At 41.6% G+C, this 21,844-nt stretch carries 19 protein-coding genes; 12 read left to right on the forward strand and 7 right to left on the reverse strand.

The features are described from left to right. The first annotated feature begins 267 nt into the window (after positions 1 to 267). Positions 268 to 2,364, forward strand: coding sequence for a surface-anchored 5'-nucleotidase (locus tag ADH92_RS05635; RefSeq protein WP_031576923.1), 2,097 nt, complete (start codon positions 268 to 270; stop codon positions 2,362 to 2,364). 66 nt (positions 2,365 to 2,430) lie between these two features. On the opposite strand, the gene ADH92_RS05640 is transcribed toward ADH92_RS05635, so the two are convergent. Genes ADH92_RS05640 through ADH92_RS05650 form a run of 3 tightly spaced genes read right to left on the reverse strand, consistent with a single transcriptional unit; the run spans position 2,431 to position 4,760 of the window. After that, positions 2,431 to 2,838, reverse strand: coding sequence for a hypothetical protein (locus ADH92_RS05640; protein WP_037585728.1), 408 nt, complete (start codon positions 2,836 to 2,838; stop codon positions 2,431 to 2,433). Further along, positions 2,819 to 3,721: a phosphodiester glycosidase family protein gene (locus ADH92_RS05645; protein WP_031576920.1), complete on the reverse strand. Its 903-nt coding sequence runs from the start codon at positions 3,719 to 3,721 to the stop codon at positions 2,819 to 2,821. Before ADH92_RS05645 ends, ADH92_RS05640 begins: the two co-directional genes overlap by 20 nt. Further along, positions 3,708 to 4,760, reverse strand: coding sequence for a bifunctional glycosyltransferase family 2/GtrA family protein (locus tag ADH92_RS05650; RefSeq protein WP_031576918.1), 1,053 nt, complete (start codon positions 4,758 to 4,760; stop codon positions 3,708 to 3,710). Before ADH92_RS05650 ends, ADH92_RS05645 begins: the two co-directional genes overlap by 14 nt. A 304-nt stretch (positions 4,761 to 5,064) precedes the next feature. Between ADH92_RS05650 and rpsF the strand changes: the two genes are divergently transcribed. The 5 genes from rpsF to ADH92_RS05675 all read left to right on the forward strand — a co-directional run bounded on the left by rpsF (position 5,065) and on the right by ADH92_RS05675 (position 9,124). Continuing rightward, positions 5,065 to 5,355 carry a 30S ribosomal protein S6 gene (gene rpsF / locus ADH92_RS05655; protein ID WP_003005040.1) on the forward strand — a complete coding sequence of 97 codons (291 nt, stop codon included), beginning with the start codon at positions 5,065 to 5,067 and terminating at the stop codon, positions 5,353 to 5,355. A 20-nt stretch (positions 5,356 to 5,375) separates the two neighbouring features. Beyond that, positions 5,376 to 5,873 (forward strand): single-stranded DNA-binding protein, encoded by a 498-nt coding sequence (locus ADH92_RS05660; protein ID WP_003008622.1) that lies wholly within the window; start codon positions 5,376 to 5,378, stop codon positions 5,871 to 5,873. A 41-nt stretch (positions 5,874 to 5,914) separates the two neighbouring features. Beyond that, positions 5,915 to 6,154 (forward strand): 30S ribosomal protein S18, encoded by a 240-nt coding sequence (gene rpsR, locus ADH92_RS05665; protein ID WP_000068664.1) that lies wholly within the window; start codon positions 5,915 to 5,917, stop codon positions 6,152 to 6,154. 108 nt (positions 6,155 to 6,262) lie between these two features. After that, a complete protein-coding gene (locus ADH92_RS05670; protein WP_031576887.1) occupies positions 6,263 to 6,784 on the forward strand; it encodes a GNAT family N-acetyltransferase in 522 nt (173 codons plus the stop codon). Between the two features lie 264 nt (positions 6,785 to 7,048). Further along, on the forward strand, positions 7,049 to 9,124 hold the full coding sequence (locus ADH92_RS05675; RefSeq protein ID WP_031576886.1) for an ATP-binding cassette domain-containing protein: 2,076 nt from the start codon (positions 7,049 to 7,051) through the stop codon (positions 9,122 to 9,124). A gap of 491 nt (positions 9,125 to 9,615) precedes the next feature. On the opposite strand, the gene ADH92_RS05680 is transcribed toward ADH92_RS05675, so the two are convergent. Then, positions 9,616 to 10,293, reverse strand: a complete 678-nt coding sequence (locus ADH92_RS05680) for a DUF1129 domain-containing protein (protein ID WP_031576885.1) — start codon at positions 10,291 to 10,293, stop codon at positions 9,616 to 9,618. Between the two features lie 28 nt (positions 10,294 to 10,321). Continuing rightward, a complete protein-coding gene (locus ADH92_RS05685; protein WP_031576884.1) occupies positions 10,322 to 11,266 on the reverse strand; it encodes a magnesium transporter CorA family protein in 945 nt (314 codons plus the stop codon). Between the two features lie 121 nt (positions 11,267 to 11,387). On the opposite strand from ADH92_RS05685, the gene uvrA reads away from it, so the two are divergent. The 5 genes from uvrA (at position 11,388) to nusB (ending at position 16,978) form a co-directional block, all read left to right on the forward strand. Continuing rightward, positions 11,388 to 14,213 carry an excinuclease ABC subunit UvrA gene (gene uvrA / locus ADH92_RS05690; RefSeq protein ID WP_049497745.1) on the forward strand — a complete coding sequence of 942 codons (2,826 nt, stop codon included), beginning with the start codon at positions 11,388 to 11,390 and terminating at the stop codon, positions 14,211 to 14,213. Next, complete coding sequence (locus ADH92_RS05695; protein ID WP_049490885.1) at positions 14,210 to 15,277, forward strand: M24 family metallopeptidase; 1,068 nt, start codon at positions 14,210 to 14,212, stop codon at positions 15,275 to 15,277. The genes uvrA and ADH92_RS05695 overlap by 4 nt, the downstream gene beginning before the upstream one ends. A 290-nt stretch (positions 15,278 to 15,567) precedes the next feature. Next, a complete protein-coding gene (gene efp / locus ADH92_RS05700) occupies positions 15,568 to 16,128 on the forward strand; it encodes an elongation factor P (protein ID WP_003005479.1) in 561 nt (186 codons plus the stop codon). 36 nt (positions 16,129 to 16,164) lie between these two features. Then, positions 16,165 to 16,554 (forward strand): Asp23/Gls24 family envelope stress response protein, encoded by a 390-nt coding sequence (locus tag ADH92_RS05705; RefSeq protein WP_003005404.1) that lies wholly within the window; start codon positions 16,165 to 16,167, stop codon positions 16,552 to 16,554. Continuing rightward, positions 16,547 to 16,978: a transcription antitermination factor NusB gene (nusB, locus tag ADH92_RS05710; protein ID WP_003008602.1), complete on the forward strand. Its 432-nt coding sequence runs from the start codon at positions 16,547 to 16,549 to the stop codon at positions 16,976 to 16,978. Before ADH92_RS05705 ends, nusB begins: the two co-directional genes overlap by 8 nt. Before the next feature lie 70 nt (positions 16,979 to 17,048). Here nusB and ADH92_RS05715 read toward each other — a convergent pair whose 3' ends face one another. Beyond that, entirely contained in the window at positions 17,049 to 18,014 is a 966-nt protein-coding gene (locus ADH92_RS05715; RefSeq protein WP_049497747.1) for a LacI family DNA-binding transcriptional regulator, read from the reverse strand. Further along, a complete protein-coding gene (locus ADH92_RS05720) occupies positions 17,995 to 19,449 on the reverse strand; it encodes a sucrose-6-phosphate hydrolase (protein WP_049497749.1) in 1,455 nt (484 codons plus the stop codon). The genes ADH92_RS05715 and ADH92_RS05720 overlap by 20 nt, the downstream gene beginning before the upstream one ends. Positions 19,450 to 19,826: 377 nt before the next feature. Here ADH92_RS05720 and ADH92_RS05725 point away from each other — a divergent pair, with 377 nt between their 5' ends. After that, positions 19,827 to 21,746 carry a sucrose-specific PTS transporter subunit IIBC gene (locus ADH92_RS05725; RefSeq protein ID WP_049488561.1) on the forward strand — a complete coding sequence of 640 codons (1,920 nt, stop codon included), beginning with the start codon at positions 19,827 to 19,829 and terminating at the stop codon, positions 21,744 to 21,746. Positions 21,747 to 21,844 lie beyond the last annotated feature (98 nt).

Below are 21,844 nucleotides of genomic sequence, written 5' to 3' on the forward strand. Positions count from 1 at the left end.
TGCGTCTTGCTCGACAATCCAAAAATAATTGAGAGGCTAGGACTTTTGTCCCAGCCTCTTTTGTGATGAACAGCAAGTAACAAAAGTAAGAGGATGAGAATAGATGTTCGGAAATCAAGCGTTTTCAAATAAAATTGCAAGAGTTTCCAGGAAAATATTGAAGTAAAACCGAAAAAATAGTAAAATGGAAGAGCTGATTGCAGCAATTCAACTGTTCTGCGTTCTCCTTTTTGGAGAAGTGTTCTACATTAGAAAATGGAGTATTCTATGAAGAAAAAAATTATCTTGAAAAGCAGTATCCTAGCGGTCGCTGCAGGTCTTAGTGTTTTTGCGATCAATAGCGTTTTTGCAGACGAATTGCCTGTGCAGTTCATGGGCGTCAATGACTTCCACGGTGCCTTGGAACAAACAGGGACAGCTCGTTTAGAAGGCGAAACTGTGAAAAATGCAGGAACAGCCCCACTTTTGGCAACCTATTTGAACGATTCGCAAAAAGACTTTGAAACGGAGAATGCCGGAACGCCAAATGCCAGCATCCGTGTGCAAGCGGGAGATATGGTCGGCGCTAGTCCAGCCAACTCTGCCCTCCTTCAAGATGAACCAACTGTAAAAGTCTTCAATGAAATGAACTTTGAATATGGCACTCTTGGAAATCACGAGTTTGACGAAGGACTTGGTGAATTCAACCGGATCATGAAGGGAGAAGCCCCAACACCTGGTCAATTCAATAAGATCGTCGATGAGTATCCTCATGAAGCTTCTAAACAAGAAGTTGTAATTGCCAACTTGGTTGACAAAGATACTAACAAAATCCCATTTGACTGGAAACCTTATACCATCAAAGAAATCCCAGTCAATGACAAGACCGTTAAGGTCGGATTTATCGGGGTTGTTACGACAGAATTCCCAAATCTTGTTTTGCGTAAAAATCATGAACAATACCGTGTTTTGGATGAAGCAGAATCCATTGCCAAATATGCGCGTGAACTGAATGACCAAGGCGTTCATGCTATCGCTGTCTTGGCCCACGTTGCTGCAACAAGTAAAAATGGGGTAGCAGAAGGTCCTGCTGCAGACATGATCAAAAAATTAAACCAAATCTATCCTGAAAACTCAGTGGATATCGTCTTTGCAGGTCATAACCACCAATATACAAACGGGATGGTTGGAAATACCTTGATTGTTCAAGGTACGTCTCAAGGGAAAGCTTACTCGGATGTCCGTGGGGTCCTAGATACGGATACAGCTGACTTTGTCAAAGCTCCAACTGCTAAGATTATTGCGGTAGATCCATCGAAAGGCAAAGCAAAAGATGCCAAGGTTCAAGCGATCATCGATGATGCCAATGCGACGGTTAAAAAAGTAACAGAAGCAAAAATCGGTACAGCAGACAAAGCTGAAAATATTACCCGTGAATTGAATGCGCAAAAAGAAAGTGCTGTTGGAGATTTGGTCACAGCAGCGCAACTAGATATTGCCAAAAAATCAGGTTATCCAGATGTTGACTTTGCCTTCACCAATAATGGAGGAATTCGTGCAGACCTCGTGGTGAAACCAGACGGAACAGTCACTTGGGGTGCAGCTCAAGCAGTGCAACCATTTGGAAATATCCTCCAAGTAGTAGAAATCACTGGGGACCAAATCTACAAAGCTTTGGATCAACAATATGATGAGAAAGAGCTTTACTTCTTGCAAATGGCAGGGATCAAGTACACCTATACGAAACCAGCCGATGCAACGGAAGAAAATCCTTATAAGGTCGTGAAAGCTTACAAGGCAGACGGAACTGAAATTGATCGCAACAAGACCTACAAGGCGATTATCAACGACTTCTTGTATGGTGGTGGTGATGGCTTCTCAGTCTTCCGCGATACAAAATTGATCGGTGCTATTAATCCAGATACAGAAGTCTTTATCCAATACATCGAAGATGTGAATAAGGCAGGGAAGAAGTTGTCTGCTTCAATCTTGGGTAACAAGACATTTGTGGAAAAAGTGGAAGAAGAAAAACCAACTCCAGAACCTCAACCACAACAGGAACCACAGCCATCGCCAGTTGATCCAGTAAGTCCTGTAAATCCAGTCCATCCTGTAGCTCCAGTGACTCCTACTACCCCAACATCTCAACCTGAAAACCCAGTAACTCCAGCTCAACCAGCTGCAAGCGAAACAAAAGAAGTGGCAAGTGTCAAACCAGTCGCTGTCACTTATCATACGGGTGGCCAAGCAGAAGTAGCTGCTACACCAGCAACGGGTCTTCCAAAAACAGGTCAAGAAGAATTGGCTTCCACAGTCCTTAGCCTCTTTGGCATGACCTCACTAGCTTTAGCAGGCTTTGTAGTCAGCAAAAAACGTGAAGGTTAAGTTCTTCATCCGTTAACTTACCCTAAAAAACGTCCGTTTTTTTAAGAAACGGACGTTTTTCATGTCTTAGGCTGTTTTTTCCACCCAGACACTGCGGACAAAGAAGAGGCTGATCAGAGCTAGTGCTAGAAAGGCAACTCCAAGGTAATAATAGGGTTGATCCATTGTAGTAGATCGACCAGAGAGGTTAACAATCCCTCGGTAGAGGGCTCCGGCTGTGAGCGTAGCCACTCCAGAATTCCAAAGATTGAGACTCAGGCGAGAGAAGCCTTTCACCATCAACTGTAGAAGCACTAGTAGGGTGCCACCGATCAAAGGAATAAAGAAGAGGTAGTGCATGAAGGCAGAGGTTTCGCCAAAACTAAAGTGTTCATAGATGCGACTTCCAACGAAGAAGAAAGCTGAAATAAGAGGATACCAGAGAATCGTTTTTTTCAATCGTTGTTTGATAGGATTAGTAACCGATGTAGACAATGTCGCTCACCGCCCTTTCTGAAATAGTACCATTTGTAGTTGGTTTGTTAATAACTTGGCCATTGAAATAAAGGGTAGAAGATCCACCACCATCCAAGTTGTAGGCTGTTTTAACGCCATAAGACTTCATCACTTCCGCTAATTGGTAGAGAGACAGTCCTTCACTTTCTGAAGTCCGTCCATCTGACACGACGATAATGTAGTGGTTTTCATCGATGATCCCAATCGCTGTACGTGGGTTGGATGCCATGGATTGTCCAACTTCTGAGTTGGTATCGACGGTAATTTCTCCATTTTCAACTAAGGAAGGACCGAAAGCGAGGAGATTGACGACCCCGTCCTTGACCAATTGATCTGCAGAGATCTCATCTTCGTAGATAATTTTGAAGGATCCATCCTTGTAAATGGCTAGGTCACCATTGCTTGAATCTTCCCGAACGGTATCGCGGTAGACCACTCCATTTCGGATGACGTATCCTGTACTGTTAGCCCCGTAATAGTCACCATTCACTGCCAGAATGGCACTGTTGTTGGCAGCTGTGACAGAGGTCTTAGCTGTCACGTTGGTTCCGTATGTGTTTTGTGCAAAGGCTGTTTTGAGGTAGTCAGATGAGCTGACTGTGATATCTGCAATGTAAACCTGGGTATTTTCAACCGTTTTTTCTGTTAAAGTCACCTGGATATTGTCATCTGAATAGCTGGTATCGGTCGTTGTTGCCGATGCAGCTGCTTTTTTTGCTGCTTTAGTATCCGTAGTCGTAGCTTTTACGGTTTGGATGGCATCGGATAAGACAAAGGTCTTGAGCATCGAGTAGCTAAAACTGCTGGTCAAAAGAAGGCCAAAGCAGGCAGCATAGGTGTAGGATTTTTTAAAGAATTTCATGGTGGGGAGCAGTCCTTTCTTTGAAGATCACTTTTTTCTGGATCACCCATGAGACCAGAAAGAGGAGGAAGCCAACGACAATCTTACTGATCAGGAGATTGAGCCCGAAAGCAGTATAGAAGAGTCGAATCAAGAGCGTATCGAGAATAAAGAGGCCGAGGGCTAGGCCAAAGTAGCCACTTCCAGTTTTAGCGACGCTGTCTTTGTTCTTAAAGACTAGGTGCTTATTGGTCGAGTAGTTAAAGATGGAACTCGTTACACGAGCGATCCCATTGGCTAGGAGAATACGTAGACTAATGGGCACGGCCATCATCACGAAAAGGAAGAAGGCGTAGACCAGATAGTCAACGATAAAACTACTCAGAGAGGAGAGGGCAAATTTGAACATGTCCTTGTAGATCATGAGGCCATCTCGAATAGGTCGGAAATGGGAGCCTTCGTTGTCATTGATGTAGGCCGTCTCGATGGGAACTTCCACGATGGGGAAGGATTTGCTTGCTGCGAGGAGTACATTCATTTCATATTCATAGCGCTGTCCGTCAACCTCAAGCATGAAAGGCAAGAGATTCGTAGTGAAAGCCCGTAGGCCCGTTTGGGTATCGCTGACCGCCACTCCGGTTTGTTGCTTAAATAAGAAGCGGGTCAATTTATTTCCGAAGGCGGAACGCAAAGGAACTTTTCCAGAGAAGGCGCGGGCTCCTAGAATAAGTGTTCCAGGATGCTCTTGAGATTGGTTAACAACCCTGAAAATATCCCAAATTTTGTGCTGACCGTCTGCATCAGCTGTAACAATGCTTCCATAGGTGCCTCTTTCTAGGATGTATGCATAAGCAGTCTTGAGAGCTTGCCCTTTTCCTTGGTTGTGCTCATGGGTCAGAACTGTCGCAAGACCCTCTAATTTGTCAAAAATCACTTTTTTGTCAGCATCACTCCCATCGTCGACCACGATGATGTGGAGATCGCTCTTGGCGTGGACCAAGCGAACCAGTTTGACAAGATTCAGATCCGGTTGATAGGCGGGGATGATAAGATAATTCATAATCGTTCCTCGTTTCTTGAGATTTGTTGTAGCTAGTATAAAGACTCAAGCTTAAAGCTAACTGATATCAGTTTTCTTTAAGGAAAGGAGAGGAAGAGTGGGAATAGTTTCTTCTATAAAATATCATTTTTTAGGACATTTCTTTCTTTTTTCTCGAAGGGGACGTCCAGAAATCATTTTTTAAATCCTAAAGATAATTCTTGCCTTTGTTCGAAAAGTCTGGTATAATAGTTTCTTGTGAGTAAACCTCACTTACCCCTTGCAAAGACAGGGGGTCATTAGTCCAAAAGGAGGAACATTATCAATGGCTAAATACGAAATTCTTTATATTATTCGTCCAAACATTGAAGAAGAAGCTAAAAACGCTTTGGTAGCACGTTTCGATTCTATCTTGACTGACAACGGTGCAACTGTTGTTGAATCAAAAGATTGGGAAAAACGTCGTCTTGCATACGAAATCCAAGATTTCCGTGAAGGACTTTACCACATCGTAAACGTTGAAGCGAACGACGCTGTAGCTCTTAACGAGTTCGACCGTCTTTCAAAAATCAACGGTGACATTCTTCGTCACATGATCGTAAAAGTTGACGCGTAAGAAATCATCAGAGGTGACTTATGATTAACAATGTTGTACTTGTCGGTCGTATGACCCGTGATGCTGAACTTCGCTACACTCCAAGCAATCAAGCAGTTGCTACTTTCAGCCTAGCTGTCAACCGCAACTTCAAGAGTCAAAATGGAGAGCGCGAAGCCGATTTCATCAACTGTGTGATCTGGCGTCAGCAAGCAGAAAACTTAGCCAACTGGGCTAAGAAAGGTGCTTTGATTGGGATTACCGGTCGCATTCAAACACGTAATTACGAAAACCAGCAAGGTCAACGTGTTTATGTCACTGAAGTCGTAGCAGACAGCTTCCAACTATTGGAAAGCCGTGCAGCACGCGAAGGGCATGCAGGTGGTGGCTATTCATCAGGCAACGGTGGTTTTGCTGGAAATGCAACCCCAAGCTTTGGTGGATCTGAACCAAGCAATGCAGCGCCAAACTTTGGTCGTGAAGAAAATCCATTTGGAGCGAATCCAATGGATATCTCAGACGACGATCTTCCATTCTAAGAATGGGTTTAACGAATTAAAACTATAAAGGAGAATTAAACATGGCTCAACAACGTCGTGGCGGATTCAAACGCCGTAAAAAAGTTGATTACATCGCAGCAAACAAAATCGAATATGTCGATTACAAAGATACTGAGCTTCTTAGCCGTTTCGTTTCAGAACGTGGGAAAATCCTTCCTCGTCGTGTAACTGGAACTTCAGCGAAGAACCAACGTAAAGTAACAACAGCTATCAAACGCGCTCGCGTAATGGCTTTGATGCCTTTCGTAAACGAAGATTAAAAAAAAGACCCGGGTGGGTCTTTTTTTCAGGTCCGGGTGGGCCTCTTTGACCTTTCCCTAGCTCTAATCATGTTATAATGTGGGAAGAAATGTATCAAGGAGGGAACTATGAAGGAAGGTGTAATCATCAGGAGGATGATAAAGACAGATATTGAGCACATCTCTCAAGCCTTTATCCACCAAGGGTGGCCGGGTAGAAAGGATATCTTGACCAGCTATTTTCAGGATCAGGAGAATGGGGAAAGGGACGTATTAGTAGCTGAGTCGGATGGATTTGTGGCAGGCTATATCACTATATTACCTGCTGCCAAGCACGGCCCTTTCGTGGGAGTCTATCCTGAACTAACTGATTTTAATGTTTTTGAGCCATTTAGAAGTCGAGGAATTGGGAATCAACTCTTAGAAGAGGCGGAAAAAAGAGTCCGGCTACTATCAGAGATTGTTACTTTAGGGGTTGGTTTACACTCGGGTTATGGCCCAGCTCAAAGACTGTATGTTAAACGAGGCTATATCCCAGATGGATCTGGAATTTGGTTTAGGGATCGCCCCTTGGCCCCTTACAGTTCTTGTGAAAACAATGATGACTTAGTCCTCTATTTTTCAAAAAGATTGAACAATGATATGCAGTAAAATAATGCTCCATAATTATTGCAGTGCTTTTACCAACCACAGAAATTATAGAACAAGATTAATTTGTCAGACCTGCCTCTGGGCAGTTTTTTGTTTGCACTTAGATTAAATTTGATATGAAAGTCAATTGTCTAGTTGCAGATATAAACGGGAGGTGAAATTTTATTTGTTATAAAAGTATTTTACTCATTTAAATTGATATAGTTTGAAAAAAGAGCTATAATACCCTTGAAGGTAAGCGTTCTCATAAGGAGGTGGCCGTTAATGTTTGAAATTCATAACTTGTCTATTAAGTATGGCGAGAAAACACTGTTGCTACCAACATCTCTAAAGTTCAAAGAGGGAAAATTATATACAATTTATGGAAAATCTGGAGTTGGAAAAACTTCGTTACTGAATAAAATTGGTCTGATTTCAGAGTATGACCCTAAAGTAACTTATATTTATGATGGCTCCAAAATTGATACGAGTAACAAGAAGATTGTTTCATCCTTTATTGCGCAAAATCTAGCTTTTATATTTCAAAATCATAATCTAATAAATGATTTGACTGTGTATGATAATTTGAAAATTTCGCTAGATTTTTTCAATTTATCAGCAAAAGAAGTAGAAAAGAAAATAGATGATATTCTAAGTGAATTAGAGATTCTAGAATTGAAGGATGTATATCCAGAGGATTTATCAGGAGGAGAAGAACAACGTGTTGCTATTGCTAGAGGGATGGTAACAGATAAGAATATTATTTTAGCAGATGAACCTACAAATTCTTTGGATTCTGAAAATAGAGAGCTTGTCTCATCTTTACTGTTAAAACTAGCAAATAAATATAATAAAATCGTTATTGTAGTTTCTCACGATGAATATGTCATTAACAAAGGAGATATAAAGCTACATTTCGAAGACAAAAAATTAATTGGAATGAAAGAAGACATAGAGTGTAATTTTCAAAAAGAGTGGCATGCTAGTAAATTAAAGAAACATATTAGATTAAAGATCCAAAAGAAAAGGAAGGTACCTCCTTTACCTGTACTTTTATTAATACTAATTTCCTTCACAGTTTCGCTGGCAGTTGGTTCTATGAATATTCAATCATTATTTTCTTCTAAGTATCAAAGAATAATCAGTGATTCATTAGAAAATGGTTTCTTGGTTATTAATGATTCAATAGGACTTGGGACGAACAAGGTGATCGATGATTTCCAATCGCTATCGAATAAGGAAATACATCAAATTTCTGATAGTAGGAATGTATACAAATTAGAACCATATATTGAATTTCCTAGTATGGGAATGACTTTTGAAAATGCTGAAAACTATTTAAAAATTAGTCGAGATTTTTCACCGAATCTATCTATTAATGGAAAGAATATTCATTTATCCAAGAATTACAGTGTGCAACCGCTTTTCAATACGAATACGACTCAGAGACAGATAAAATACTTTGACAGGACTACAAATAGGGGGATATTTGTTTCGGAATCATTTATCAAAGAACAAAAACTAGAAGACATTGTAGCTGGGTCGGAGATGACACTTACATATTATGTCCCAATTAATATTTATGAATCTCATATAGATAAAGAAGGAAGTTATTCTAAATCTGACGGAGACCTATATGTGAAAGAGGAACAAACGTTTAAAATACTAGGGATCGTAAAAGAAGAATTTCCGTTTAACTATTCTGTAAATGATAACACCTTATTCATGGCGAGTGATGAAATGCTGAAAATACAGAGCAAATATATAGGTGCGGAGAGCAAACGGAGAGAAACCATTGATGATCTCCCTGTAAAAGAATGGGCACCAAGTGCAGTACATGTTACTGTAAAGGATAGCAAAGATGTCCCTCAGGAAATTAACCGTATTAAAAATATTTCGGATAAATTTTCGATTGTTTCGTCTTTCGAGAATTATAAAGAATTTAATAAAGGTTTAAAATACATAAAAAACTTTTTGCTAATTATTTCGTTTGTCATGCTTTTGCTTGTAGTTGCAATCTTATCTTTTGTCTTCTTTTTAATAAATCGAACGAGAAAATACGAAGTTGGCGTATTAAAGGCTATGGGATATAGTACAAAACATGTTTTTAGATTATTTATTCTCGAGTTATTAAATTATGGAAAGAAAATAATTACTTTATCAAGTGTTCTGCTTTTAATACTAACTCTATTAGCTATTCAAATGCTTCAATTAGAAGTAGTTGATATCATTCATTTCTATCTAGCTTCTATAGCGTCATTAATTATCCTTACGTTTGTTGTATTAATGACTAGTGGGCTTATTCCTATCTATCTGACAGGGAAGCAGCCTATTGTTGATGCCATTCGTAAGAATAGATAAATTGATTGGTCATAGTGGTCAAATACAATAAGCAATCGCTCAACATGGAAGTCACATATTCCCTATGGTCAACGAGCCAACGGATCTGTCTTAATCGGTGTAGGAGTAAACTCTCCATGGGGAGCTGTTAACCTATGGGGAGGTCAGCATTATTATTCTCTAGATTTTTAGAATTTCTTATGGTTAGATAGGATGAATGGCTCACTGCTGGATAAACAGTGGTGAGTTTTTTTATCCCCCATAATCAGGAGAATAGTGATGTTTCTTTTTTTGAAAATCTTTATTCCATAATGATCAATCCATTTAATCATGTGGTTCAGAGTAGAAAGTTTATTCAAAATTTTTTTGAGAGTTATTTTACATATTCTGGTTTGATAGGTTCATAGATCTGAACCTTATCCTCATATGTTAATTTAATAATAAAAACCCCCCAAAAGTTAGATTTTTTCTGTCTAACTTTTAGGGTGCAGTTTAACTTCATCCGTTTCTTTTTAACGTCGAGTTGCGGGTGCTGTGCTCGAACTTTTAATATTAAAGCGTTTCTTGAGGTAGAAGCGAAGGACAAGCGCTAGAGCTCCTAAAACGATGGCAAAAACATCTGGAATAGTTGGGTTGAGGACTTGTGGAAGTAATGATGTAAAGGACAAGACGATGACCCAAAGGAACATGACTCCGACAAGAATCGGCATGGATTTCCAAAGAGAGGGACGCTCACTGCGATCTTTTGTGCCATCCATATACTGATAGAAGAAGTAGTACATGAGATACAAGAGCAGAGCCCCTGTCAAACTTCCAAGGATCAAGGTTATCAACCCATAGCCTGTACGACGCGGTGCGACCAAGTTCATAAAGGCGCTAATCGCAGCAAAGACACCAAAGATAAAGAGGAAGGAATCCAAAATCATAAGAGAGGGAGCATCGTTTAATTTCGGATGCTCTTTTTCATAGCGTTCTTTCTCGCTGAAAGAATTCGCCCAAACAGTTGGAGCTCCAAAAAGAGTCCGTGCCGGAATCCCTTTTCCTTGGTTTTCATGGATAGCTGGAAGGATTTCTTGGATGAGGCTTTCTGCTTCTTCCTCTGATTTCCCGTTTTCAAGCAATTGGTGTTTGGCGATGCGGATAAATTCTTGGTTTTTCTTGCTGAGTTGATTCAAATCAAATTGAGACATAAATACTCCTTAGTGTTATTAGTAGGTGTTAGAACCATTTTTTATGGATGAGGTAGACGACGAGAGACCCGGTCAGGGCAAAAGCGATGAAAATGATGAGCCAGAAGGCGTTTGGTTCTCCATTGAGCGGTAATTCATTGTCTTTGAAGTTCATCCCATAGGCAGAGAAAATCATGGTTGGGATGGACATGACGATGGTCACCATGGCCAAGGTCTTCATGATGTTATTCTGGTTGTTGGAGATGATCGATGCGAAGGTATCGGTCATGGAGTGCAGGATATTTCCATAAATATCTGCCATCTCGATGGCCTGCTGGGTTTCGATCAAGGTATCTTCCAACAGATCCTCGTCTTCTAGGTATTTCTTGATGTTGCTAGTGGCACTGGTCAATTTCTTGATCACGCGCTCATTGGTTTTCAGAGAGGCCTTAAAGTAGACGATGGTTTTTTCCAACTCCATCAACTCAATCAGCTCTTCATTACGCGTTGATTTGTGCAATTGACTTTCAATCTGCTCGCTTTTGCGATCCAAGGTACGAAGCGCTGACAAGTAGAGTTCGGCGTTACGGTAGAGGATCTGAAAGATAAAGCGTGACCGCATAAAGGTATAGAAATTCCGCAAGCGTCGGTTGATAAAGATATCTAGAAGCGGCAATTTCTCCAAGCAAGTCGTGATAATAGCCTCTTCTGTTAGGATAATCCCTAGAGGAATCGTCACGTAGTAGGTCTGATTGTTCCGCTCTTCCTTGATGGGAACGTCGACGATGATCAAGGTATACTCATCTTCGATGGTCATACGGGACATTTCTTCCGCATCGAGTGGTGCCCGTAAGTCTGCAATATCGATATTAAAAGCAGAGGCGATTTCCATCGATTCACTTTGGGAAGGGTTCACAAGGTTGATCCAGCTACCGGGTTCCAGCGTCTCTATTTCTTTAAATTCAGTCGTTGTCGATAAAAAGACCTGTTTCATGGTGCCTCCCCTTGTTTTTTTACACCTTAACATTATATCAGAAAAAGGACGGTTTTGGATAAAAGAATACTAAAAAATTTGTTATAATGGAGGTTAACAAAAAGGTGATTAGAGTAAGAATATGCAAGATAAAATTGTCATTCATGGGGCACGCGCCCATAATTTAAAAAATATAGACGTGGAAATTCCACGGGACAAATTAGTCGTGGTGACGGGTTTGTCTGGTTCTGGAAAGTCCAGTCTGGCCTTTGATACTCTCTATGCAGAAGGTCAGCGCCGCTATGTGGAGAGCTTATCGGCCTATGCTCGGCAATTCTTGGGAAATATGGAAAAACCAGATGTCGACTCTATTGACGGCTTGAGTCCAGCCATTTCCATCGACCAAAAAACGACCAGTAAAAACCCACGTTCTACAGTGGGGACGGCAACAGAGATCAATGACTACCTGCGCCTGCTCTATGCGCGTGTAGGGACGCCTTATTGTATCAATGGACATGGGGCTATTACCGCTTCTTCGGTTGAGCAAATTGTCGATCAAGTCTTGGAATTACCAGAGCGCCAACGCCTGCAAATTCTAGCTCCCATTATCCGCAAGAAAAAAGGCCAGCACAAGAATATAATTGAAAAAGTCCAAAAAGACGGCTATGTTCGGGTTCGAGTTGACGGTGAGATCTATGATGTGACAGAGGTTCCAGAACTGTCTAAAAGCAAACAGCACACGATTGAAGTGGTGGTGGACCGAATCGTGATCAAAGAGGGCATCCGCTCGCGTCTCTTTGATTCGATTGAGGCAGCCCTTCGGATAGCGGACGGTTATGTGGTGATTGATACCATGGATGGAAAGGAACTGCTCTTTTCGGAGCATTATGCTTGTCCAGTCTGTGGCTTTACCGTTCCTGAATTAGAGCCCCGTCTCTTTTCTTTCAATGCGCCTTTTGGATCTTGTCCAGACTGTGATGGGCTGGGTATTAAGCTAGAGGTGGACTTGGATTTGGTGGTGCCAGATGATCGCTTAAGCCTTCGTGAAGGAGCACTTGCTCCTTGGAATCCGATCTCTTCTAACTACTATCCTCAGATGTTGGAGCAGGCCATGATCCATTTTGGTATTGATATGGACCGACCTTTTTCCGATCTTTCTCAAGAAGAAAAGGACTTGGTCCTCTATGGGTCAAATGGCAAGGAATTCCACTTCCACTATGAAAATGAGTTTGGTGGGGTTCGGGATATCGAAATTCCTTTTGAAGGGGTCGTAAATAACATTCACCGTCGTTTTCGTGAGACCAATAGTGATTTCACCCGCAACCAAATGCGCTCTTATATGAACGAATTGACCTGTGCAACCTGCCATGGCTACCGTCTCAATGACCAAGCACTTTCTGTTCGTGTTGGTGGGGAGAAGGGGATGCATATCGGGGAAGTGTCAGATCTATCGATTGCGGACCACTTAAAAGCCGTGGACCAACTGGTCTTAACGGACAATGAAGCTACGATTGCAAGACCGATCCTAAAAGAGATTAAGGATCGCTTGACCTTCTTAAACAATGTGGGGCTCAATTACTTGACCCTGTCACGATCGGCTGGGACCTTATCAGGTGGAGAAAGCCAGCGTATTCGTTTGGCAACCCAGATCGGTTCCAACCTCTCTGGTGTCCTTTATATCTTGGATGAGCCGTCTATTGGCCTCCATCAAAGGGACAATGACCGCCTGATTGCCAGTCTCAAGAAGATGCGTGATTTAGGCAACACCTTGATCGTCGTCGAACATGATGAAGATACCATGAGAGAGGCAGACTACCTGATCGACGTCGGCCCAGGTGCCGGTGTCTTTGGGGGAGAGATCGTTGCAGCAGGAACTCCAAAGCAGGTGGCTCGCAACAGCAAATCCATCACAGGTCAGTACTTGTCCGGCAAGCGCAAGATTCCGGTTCCAACGGAACGCCGTTCAGGGAATGGCCACTATATTGAAATAACAGGAGCCAGTGAGAATAACTTACAAGACATCACAGCGCGCTTTCCTCTGGGCAAATTTATCGCAGTCACTGGAGTTTCCGGTTCTGGAAAATCGACATTGATCAATGGCATCTTGAAAAAAGCCATCGCTCAAAAGCTCAACCGCAATTCGGAAAAACCAGGGGAATACAAGACGATTCAGGGGATTGAGCATATCGATCGCTTGATCGACATTGACCAAAGCCCGATTGGCCGGACTCCTCGTTCCAATCCAGCGACCTATACAGGCGTCTTCGATGACATTCGCGATCTCTTTGCTCAGACCAATGAAGCCAAAATTCGGGGCTATAAAAAAGGCCGCTTTAGTTTCAATGTCAAGGGCGGGCGTTGTGAAGCCTGCTCAGGAGATGGGATCATCAAGATTGAAATGCACTTCTTGCCGGATGTCTTTGTTCCTTGTGAGGTCTGCCATGGACGTCGTTACAATAGTGAGACCCTCGAAGTCCACTACAAGGAAAAAAATATTGCAGAAGTGCTGGATATGACGGTCAATAAGGCGGTTGAATTCTTCAAGCACATTCCAAAAATTGAACGCAAACTCAAGACCATCCAAGATGTGGGCTTGGGCTATGTAACGCTGGGGCAACCAGCGACCACCCTTTCAGGTGGGGAAGCGCAGCGAATGAAGTTGGCTTCTGAATTGCACAAGCGCTCTACAGGAAAATCCTTCTATATCTTGGATGAACCAACGACCGGACTCCATACCGAAGACATTTCTCGCTTGATCAAAGTCTTAGAGCGTTTTGTGGATGATGGCAATACAGTACTTGTGATTGAGCACAATTTAGATGTTATTAAGACAGCAGACCATATCATCGATTTAGGACCAGAAGGTGGTGTCGGTGGTGGAACCATTATTGCGACCGGAACACCAGAAGAAGTAGCAGCAAATCCTGCTAGCTACACAGGACAATATTTGAAAGGAAAATTACAATGAATCAACGGATCAGCAACTTAAGAAACAAAATGAAAGCCCAAAACCTCAAAGCAGTATTGATTAACAATTTGAAAAATGTTTATTATTTGACCAATTTCTGGGGTTCAAACGGAACTGCTTTGGTGACAGAAGAACGTGTGGTACTCTTTACAGATTCGCGCTACACCATCCATGCCCATGCGACTTGTTTTCATTTTGTAGAGATTGTGGAAACCCGCGATGAGTTGACTGCAGCTGCAGAGATCGTTAAGGACCTTGGAATCAAAGAACTTGGTTTTGAGGACGAAGTGACGGTAGCCTACCATGCCCGTATGGCTTCTGTTTTCAGTGGCATTACCCTTCAATCCCTAGCGAATTTTGTCATGGAATTGCGCTTGATTAAGGATGAAACGGAGATTGCGGCCATTAAAAAAGCTTGTAGTATCTCTGACCAAGCCTTCCGTGATATTTTGGATTATATCAAGGTAGGGAAAACGACAGAGTTGGAAGCAGCAACTTTCCTCGATTTTAGAATGCGGGAGTTGGGAGCTTCTGGTGTATCTTTTGATATTATCTCGGCAGCTGGTGAACGCTCTGCCATGCCTCACGCGACTCCAAGTGATCGGGTGATTTCAGCAGGAGATGCCTTGACCCTTGATTTTGGTTGCTTGTATAACCACTATGTCAGCGATATGACACGGACTATCTATGCAGGACATGTCAGCGACAAGGAAAGAGAAATTTACGAAACCGTTTTGAAAGCCAATCAAGCCTTGATTGATGCTGCTAAAGATGGACTTGGCTTCCGTGATTTTGATAAAATCCCACGTGATGTGATCGAAAGAGCCGGCTATGGTCAATACTTTACTCATGGAATCGGTCATGGGATTGGGCTAGATATCCACGAAGAACCATACTTCAGCCAAACGTCTAAAGAAGCGATTCAAGCAGGGATGGTCTTAACAGATGAGCCAGGTATTTATATTGAAGGTCTCTCTGGTGTGCGGATCGAAGATGACCTTTTGATCACAGAAACAGGTTGTGAAGTCTTGACTCTTGCTCCTAAAGAATTGATTGTCCTTTAAAATATACGTTTCTCTTAACTTCTGTTTAGACAGAGATGTGAAGAGAAGACTATGAAATGAATTGTAGAGGAGTTCTTCTCCCTGACATCTTATTTGGAGCCCTATCCATTTTGGTATAGGAACTAACAGAACAAAACACGAAAGAAGCAAAGGGTAATTTGGATGTGGATGGATCAGGGGCGGTCCATAGCAATCCTTTCTTCTCCAAAAGAGGTAATTGCTGTTTGAGAAAAATCAAATAGTGTGTTACAATAAAGAGTAATCTATTTTTAAAAAAGAGGTAATAAAACATGATCGAAGCAAGTAAATTGAAAGCTGGTATGACTTTTGAAACAGCTGACGGAAAATTGATCCGCGTTTTGGAAGCTAGCCACCACAAACCAGGTAAAGGAAATACTATCATGCGTATGAAATTGCGTGATGTCCGTACTGGTTCAACATTTGATACAAGCTACCGTCCAGAAGAAAAATTTGAACAAGCGATTATCGAAACTGTTCCAGCTCAATACTTGTACAAAATGGATGATACAGCCTACTTCATGAACACTGAAACATATGACCAATATGAAATTCCAGTTGTGAATGTAGAACAAGAATTGCTTTATATCCTTGAAAACTCAGAAGTAAAAATTCAATTCTACGGAAGCGAAGTCATCGGTGTAACAGTTCCTACAACTGTTGAATTGACTGTTGCAGAAACTCAACCATCTATCAAAGGTGCTACAGTGACTGGTTCTGGTAAACCTGCTACAATGGAAACTGGTTTGGTCGTAAACGTTCCTGACTTCATCGAAGCTGGACAAAAATTGGTCATTAACACTACTGAAGGAACTTACGTTTCTCGTGCATAAGAGACATCTCAGGGTGTCAAATAGAAAGGAACTTCTATGGCAACTGAACAATTTGGTGACATCGTTATTGCACCACGTGTATTAGAAAAAATTATTGCGATTGCGACAGCAAAAGTAGAGGGTGTCTATTCGCTTGAAAACAAGAGTGTTTCAGATAGCTTATCCAAACGCTCCCTTGGACGTGGCGTCTACCTTCATACAGAAGAAGATGGTCAAGTTTCAGTAGACATCTATCTCTATTTAGAATATGGAGTGGCTGTACCATCTGTCGCTGTAGCCATTCAAAAAGCGGTCAAGTCTGCAGTTTATGATATGGCAGATGTAACCTTGGATGCTGTCAACATTCACGTTGTTGGTATCGCAACGGAAAAATCTCCAAAACCAGACTTGAAAGATTTGTTTAATGAGGACTTCCTCAATGACTGATGAAATTTTATTAGAATCACGTCGAGATTTGCGTGAGCGCGCCTTCCAAGCCTTGATGGCCTTGGAATACGATGGAGACATTGTTGAAGCTTGTCGTTTTGCTTATCTACATGATAAGGACCTAGCAGAAGACAAAGAAGTCGATCTTCCTGCCTTTCTCATGAATCTCGTGACGGGTGTCTACCAATCCAAAGATCAACTGGACCAGCAAATCGGTCAACATTTGAAAACCGGCTGGACTGTTGAGCGCTTGACCTTGGTAGAGAAAAACATCCTTCGTCTGGGAATTTACGAAATGACAGAGTTTGATACACCACAGATCGTCGCAGTCAATGAAGCGGTGGAATTGGCCAAGGCCTTTTCAGATGAAACCTCTTCACGATTTGTCAACGGTGTCCTCAGTCAATTTGTGACAGAAGAATAATTAAAAAAGAGCCGATGGCTCTTTTTTTGTGAAAAATATCCCCACAGTTTCTACTGAGGGGATACTGCTTTTAGACACTTTTTCCAGAGTGGAGACTAACGGGCAAGAAATAACCGGTAGTCGCTACTTTTTTTCCTTCGATCTTTTGGAGTAAAAGATCCACCATGAGGATAGCAATGTCTTCGAGGGGTTGTTGGATGGTTGTCAGTTCAGGTGTATAGGTCTCAATGAACTGGGTTCCATCATAACCAATCACTTTCAAATCCTGGGGAATCTGAATATCTAATTCTCTAGCGACTTTCATGATCAAGATCGCCGTCAAATCATCGGAGGCGAAAATGGCATCTGGTTTGTGGTGGGTTAAAATCTGTTTGATTTCCATTTCTTTGCGAATAGGGGAGAAATCACTGGAAACATTAATGATCATGGACTCAGGTAGAACCGATGCAAACCCCGCATGACGCAAGCCTGTTGGGGAGTTGGAGTTGTCATTCCCTGTGATCATGATAATCTTTCGGGCTCTGGTTTTTACTAAAGTTTCTGCTGCAAGCACCCCGCCAGCGTAGTTGTCTGAAGAGACAACCGGAATTTCTGGGGAGAGGTTGCGGTCAAAAGCAATGATAGGAGCAGTTACCCGGTTGTAATCTTCAATGCCCAAATTATGACTTCCTGAAATGATGCCATCTACCTGGTTAGCCTCCAACATCTCAATATATTCGCGCTCTTTTTCGGAGTCGTGTTCACTATTGCAGATGATGGTTTTATAGCCGTGTTTGAAGAGTTGGTGCTCTAGTTTGTCGATTAATTCAGCATAGAAAACATTGCTGATGTTGGGAAAGATCAAGCCGACTAACTTGGCTGATTTTCCTTGGAGGCTACGAGCAACATTGTTAGGTTTATAGCCCAATTCTCGCATGGCTTCTTGGACTTTTTGGATCGTTTTTTCAGACAGGTATCCTTTTTTATTGATGACCCGTGAGACAGTAGTAGGGCTGACACCGGCGAGTTTGGCGACATCAGTTAGCTTTGCGACCATAATCAAGTTCGTAGTAAGTTCCAGTAGGGTTTCCAGACTTGATCAATATTCCATTTTGATCCGCATGTGGGTAGACCCGACCAGAAAATACTTTTTCTCCTTTATTGATAAAGATTTCAAAAATTGAATTGTCAATGAAAATATTAGCGGTTGTGGCTTGGTTAGCGATTGGGCAGCTACGGCTCGTACCGAATTCTTGGGCATATTGCTCACCTGCCTGGCTACGATCGACTGTGACTAATCCCTTAGAGAGATCGAATGAGAGAGCTAAGCCCTTTCCTTCTGCATCTGCAAAGAGGACGATTTCGTTTTGGCTATCTTTTTCAAACTGCAATTCCAATTCATAGCAGTTCTTGGTTTGTGCCTTGTTGGCAAATGCCTCACCCTCAGCGCGCAAGTCCTTGATGGCTTCGACTGGGTATTGGTAGAGTTTTCCGTCTTTGATGGTTAATTCTTTGACCAGTGAGAGAGCTCCTTGATAGTCATAGGAATCTGTTGGATAAGAAACATCAGGAAGACCTAGCCAGCTGACAGCATAGGCACGTCCATCGGGGGCATTGAATCCTTGAGTTGCATAGGCTTCAAAACCATAGTCGAGATTATGCAATTCAGATACATCCACCATTTTGGCCTTTTCTGGGTCAAAGCTTGCCCCGATCTTGTACATATTTGGATAGATATTGTCATAATCGAGAACTGATTTATCTAAGCCTTGAGGGCAGTAGAGGAGAATGGGTTGGTCTCCAACAAAGACGAGGTTGGGACATTCCATCATATAAGCTGTCCGGTCATTTGCAAAATCCAAGTCACCGACTGCAACCCAGTTGGTATAGTCGTTATCTACAGCCTTATAGAGACGGATGAATCCTTTCTTCTCAAGGTCTTGACCGCCAACGATAGCGTAGAATTGACCCTTGAAATTAAAAATCTGTGGGTCACGGAAGTGATCCGTAGAGTCAGCCGGTTGATCAATCAAGATTTTGTCAATTTTTTCAATCTTTCCGTCCTTGTCCATCAAAGCACCGACTTGGTAAGGATGACGAACCCATTCTGCATCACGAACATTTCCGGTGTAGAATAAGAATAGTTTGTCACCAAACTGCATGGCTGATCCGGAATAAGCGCCATGGCTATCCAGTTCAGTGTCTGGAAAAAGCGTTACCCCAGTTTCTTTGAAATGAACCAAGTCTTCACTTTCTGTTTGTACCCATGATTTTAACCCATGGGCGGCACCAAATGGGAAATTTTGGTAAAACAAGATCCATTTTCCATCAAAGTAGGAAAAACCGTTAGGATCATTTAAGAGACCTGCTTTTGGCTCAACATGATAGTGTGTATGCCAAGGAGATTTGGCCATATGATCTTGGATGGCTTGCTTTTCCTCTGTTGTCCAGTCTTCGTAACGTCTGTAACGACGTTCAGTTGTCCATTCCATTTTATTCCTCCGAATTTTTTCTTACTTCCATAGTAACGATTTCCTATTAAAAATGCAAGCAATAAATGAAAAAAATGGCAAAAAATGTCAAACGATTGACAGCTATTTTGCAGCCTGAAGAAAAGAGGAGAAGTTGAAAATTTATGAAAATATGAAAGAAAATGAAAATAAAAGTCTGATTTAAAGTGCTAAAAAGCGTAGTACAGGCCTGTTTTAAAATGAAAATAGTTTCATACTGTCAAAAGGTGTCAAAAAGTCCAAAAAAGTTTCAAAAAAATCCTGCAAAACGCTTGACATATTTTCAATACGTGGTACAATTAAAAACGTAGAAACGATTTAACCGTTTACATTACAAAAAATAAGGAGATTTTTGCAAAATGTCAAATACAGAAATTGCAAAGCAGGTCATCGATGCAATCGGTGGGGTTGAGAACGTTAGCAGTGTTGCTCACTGTGCGACTCGTCTTCGCGTGATGGTAAAAGATGAATCAAAAATCAACAAAGATGTTGTTGAGAACATTGAAAAAGTACAAGGTGCTTTCTTTAACTCAGGTCAATACCAAATCATCTTTGGTACTGGTACTGTAAACAAGATCTATGATGAAGTAGTAGCTCTTGGCTTACCAACATCATCAAAAGATGAAATGAAAGCAGAAGCCGCTAAACAAGGAAACTGGTTCCAACGCGCGATCCGTACCTTTGGAGACGTTTTTGTTCCAATTCTACCAGCAATTGTTGCGACTGGATTGTTTATGGGGATTCGTGGTGCCATTGCTCAAGACCAGGTTTTGGCTTTGTTTGGCACAACAGCAGATGCATTTAAATCTACTGATTTTTATACCTATTCAACAATTTTAACTGATACCGCGTTTGCCTTCTTCCCAGCCTTGATTTCATGGTCTGCATTCCGAGTATTCGGAGGAAATCCTGTTCTTGGGATTGTAATTGGTTTGATGATGGTTAGTCCGACACTTCCAAATGCGTGGGTTGTAGCGGAAGATCCTTCTAAAGCAGCAACATACTTTGGTATCTTCCATCATGTGGTTGGATTCCAGAACTCAGTTCTTCCCGCTTTCTTCGTTGGTCTAATTGGTGCGAAACTTGAAAAGTGGCTCCATAAGAAAATTCCAGATGTCTTAGATTTGTTATTGGTTCCATTATTCACATTGACAATCATGTCATTCCTCGCTTTGTTTATTATTGGTCCATTCTTCCACAGTATCGAAGAATATGTACTAAATGTAACTAAGTTTATTTTGAATTTACCATTTGGTCTTGCAGGTCTTCTTATTGGTGGCGTTCATCAGTTGATTGTCGTTACCGGCGTCCATCATATCTTTAATCTTCTTGAATCACAATTAATTACTGCAGATAAAAAAGATCCATTTAATGCAATTATTACAGCGGCTATGACTGCACAAGCTGGAGCTACTTTAGCAGTGGCAGTGAAATCTAAATCTCAAAAAGTGAAAGCTCTAGCATTTCCTGCAACTATCTCTGCCTTGTTAGGTATTACTGAGCCTGCAATCTTTGGTGTAAACTTGCGTTATGTGAAACCATTCGTTATTGCTTTGGGAGCAGGTGCAGTAGGTGGTTGGATTGCATCTATGTTAAATCTTGCTGGTACAGGATTTGGTATTACAATTATTCCAGGAACGCTTCTCTATCTAAACGGTCAATTATTGAAATATGTATTTATGGTTGTATTTACAACTGCCCTAAGTTTCGGTTTGACTTATATGTTTGGTTATGAAGATGAAGCTTCATCAGTTCCTGCAGAGGACAAAGAAGCAGAAGCTATTATTGAAGAAGAAACAACTGGAGCTCTTCCAGCATCTCTTCAAGACGAAACCATTATCTCTCCGATCGTTGGTCAAGCTGTTGCTTTGTCTGATGTGAATGATCCTGTCTTCTCAAGTGGAGCGATGGGACAAGGGATTGCTATCAAACCAACTGAAGGCGTTGTCTATGCACCAGCAGATGCGGAAGTAACTATTGCTTTTGCGACTGGACATGCTTACGGTTTGAAAACAGCTAATGGTGCTGAAATCTTGATCCACGTTGGGATTGATACAGTATCAATGAATGGTGAAGGATTTGATCAAAAAGTAGCTCAAGGCGATAAAGTCAAAGCTGGTGAAGTCCTTGGTACATTTGATGCAGCGAAAATTGCCGCAGCTGGTCTTGAAGACACAACTATGGTGATCGTCACTAACACAGCTGACTTTGCTTCTGTCACACCTGTTGCAACTGGATCTGTTGCGAAGGGTGATGCGATCATCGAAGTCAAAGCTTAATCGAAAAATAAGTTCTCAAGGACTGGTCTATCATCTCCAGTCCTTGAATTTTATTTCTCAAAAAAAGTGTGTTTTTTCTTTAGAGAAGAGAAAAAGAT

This window comes from Streptococcus parasanguinis, from assembly GCF_001073155.1.
Taxonomy (GTDB): Bacteria; Bacillota; Bacilli; order Lactobacillales; family Streptococcaceae; genus Streptococcus; species Streptococcus parasanguinis_D.

Coding starts and splice junctions, on each gene's coding strand:
- ADH92_RS05635 (WP_031576923.1), top strand. CDS start 268: ATGAAGAAAAAAATTATCTTGAAAAGCAGTATCCTAGCGGTCGCTGCA.
- ADH92_RS05645 (WP_031576920.1), bottom strand. CDS start 3,721: ATGAAATTCTTTAAAAAATCCTACACCTATGCTGCCTGCTTTGGCCTT.
- ADH92_RS05650 (WP_031576918.1), bottom strand. CDS start 4,760: ATGAATTATCTTATCATCCCCGCCTATCAACCGGATCTGAATCTTGTC.
- rpsF (WP_003005040.1), top strand. CDS start 5,065: ATGGCTAAATACGAAATTCTTTATATTATTCGTCCAAACATTGAAGAA.
- ADH92_RS05660 (WP_003008622.1), top strand. CDS start 5,376: ATGATTAACAATGTTGTACTTGTCGGTCGTATGACCCGTGATGCTGAA.
- rpsR (WP_000068664.1), top strand. CDS start 5,915: ATGGCTCAACAACGTCGTGGCGGATTCAAACGCCGTAAAAAAGTTGAT.
- ADH92_RS05670 (WP_031576887.1), top strand. CDS start 6,263: ATGAAGGAAGGTGTAATCATCAGGAGGATGATAAAGACAGATATTGAG.
- ADH92_RS05675 (WP_031576886.1), top strand. CDS start 7,049: ATGTTTGAAATTCATAACTTGTCTATTAAGTATGGCGAGAAAACACTG.
- ADH92_RS05680 (WP_031576885.1), bottom strand. CDS start 10,293: ATGTCTCAATTTGATTTGAATCAACTCAGCAAGAAAAACCAAGAATTT.
- ADH92_RS05685 (WP_031576884.1), bottom strand. CDS start 11,266: ATGAAACAGGTCTTTTTATCGACAACGACTGAATTTAAAGAAATAGAG.
- uvrA (WP_049497745.1), top strand. CDS start 11,388: ATGCAAGATAAAATTGTCATTCATGGGGCACGCGCCCATAATTTAAAA.
- ADH92_RS05695 (WP_049490885.1), top strand. CDS start 14,210: ATGAATCAACGGATCAGCAACTTAAGAAACAAAATGAAAGCCCAAAAC.
- efp (WP_003005479.1), top strand. CDS start 15,568: ATGATCGAAGCAAGTAAATTGAAAGCTGGTATGACTTTTGAAACAGCT.
- ADH92_RS05705 (WP_003005404.1), top strand. CDS start 16,165: ATGGCAACTGAACAATTTGGTGACATCGTTATTGCACCACGTGTATTA.
- nusB (WP_003008602.1), top strand. CDS start 16,547: ATGACTGATGAAATTTTATTAGAATCACGTCGAGATTTGCGTGAGCGC.
- ADH92_RS05715 (WP_049497747.1), bottom strand. CDS start 18,014: ATGGTCGCAAAGCTAACTGATGTCGCCAAACTCGCCGGTGTCAGCCCT.
- ADH92_RS05720 (WP_049497749.1), bottom strand. CDS start 19,449: ATGGAATGGACAACTGAACGTCGTTACAGACGTTACGAAGACTGGACA.
- ADH92_RS05725 (WP_049488561.1), top strand. CDS start 19,827: ATGTCAAATACAGAAATTGCAAAGCAGGTCATCGATGCAATCGGTGGG.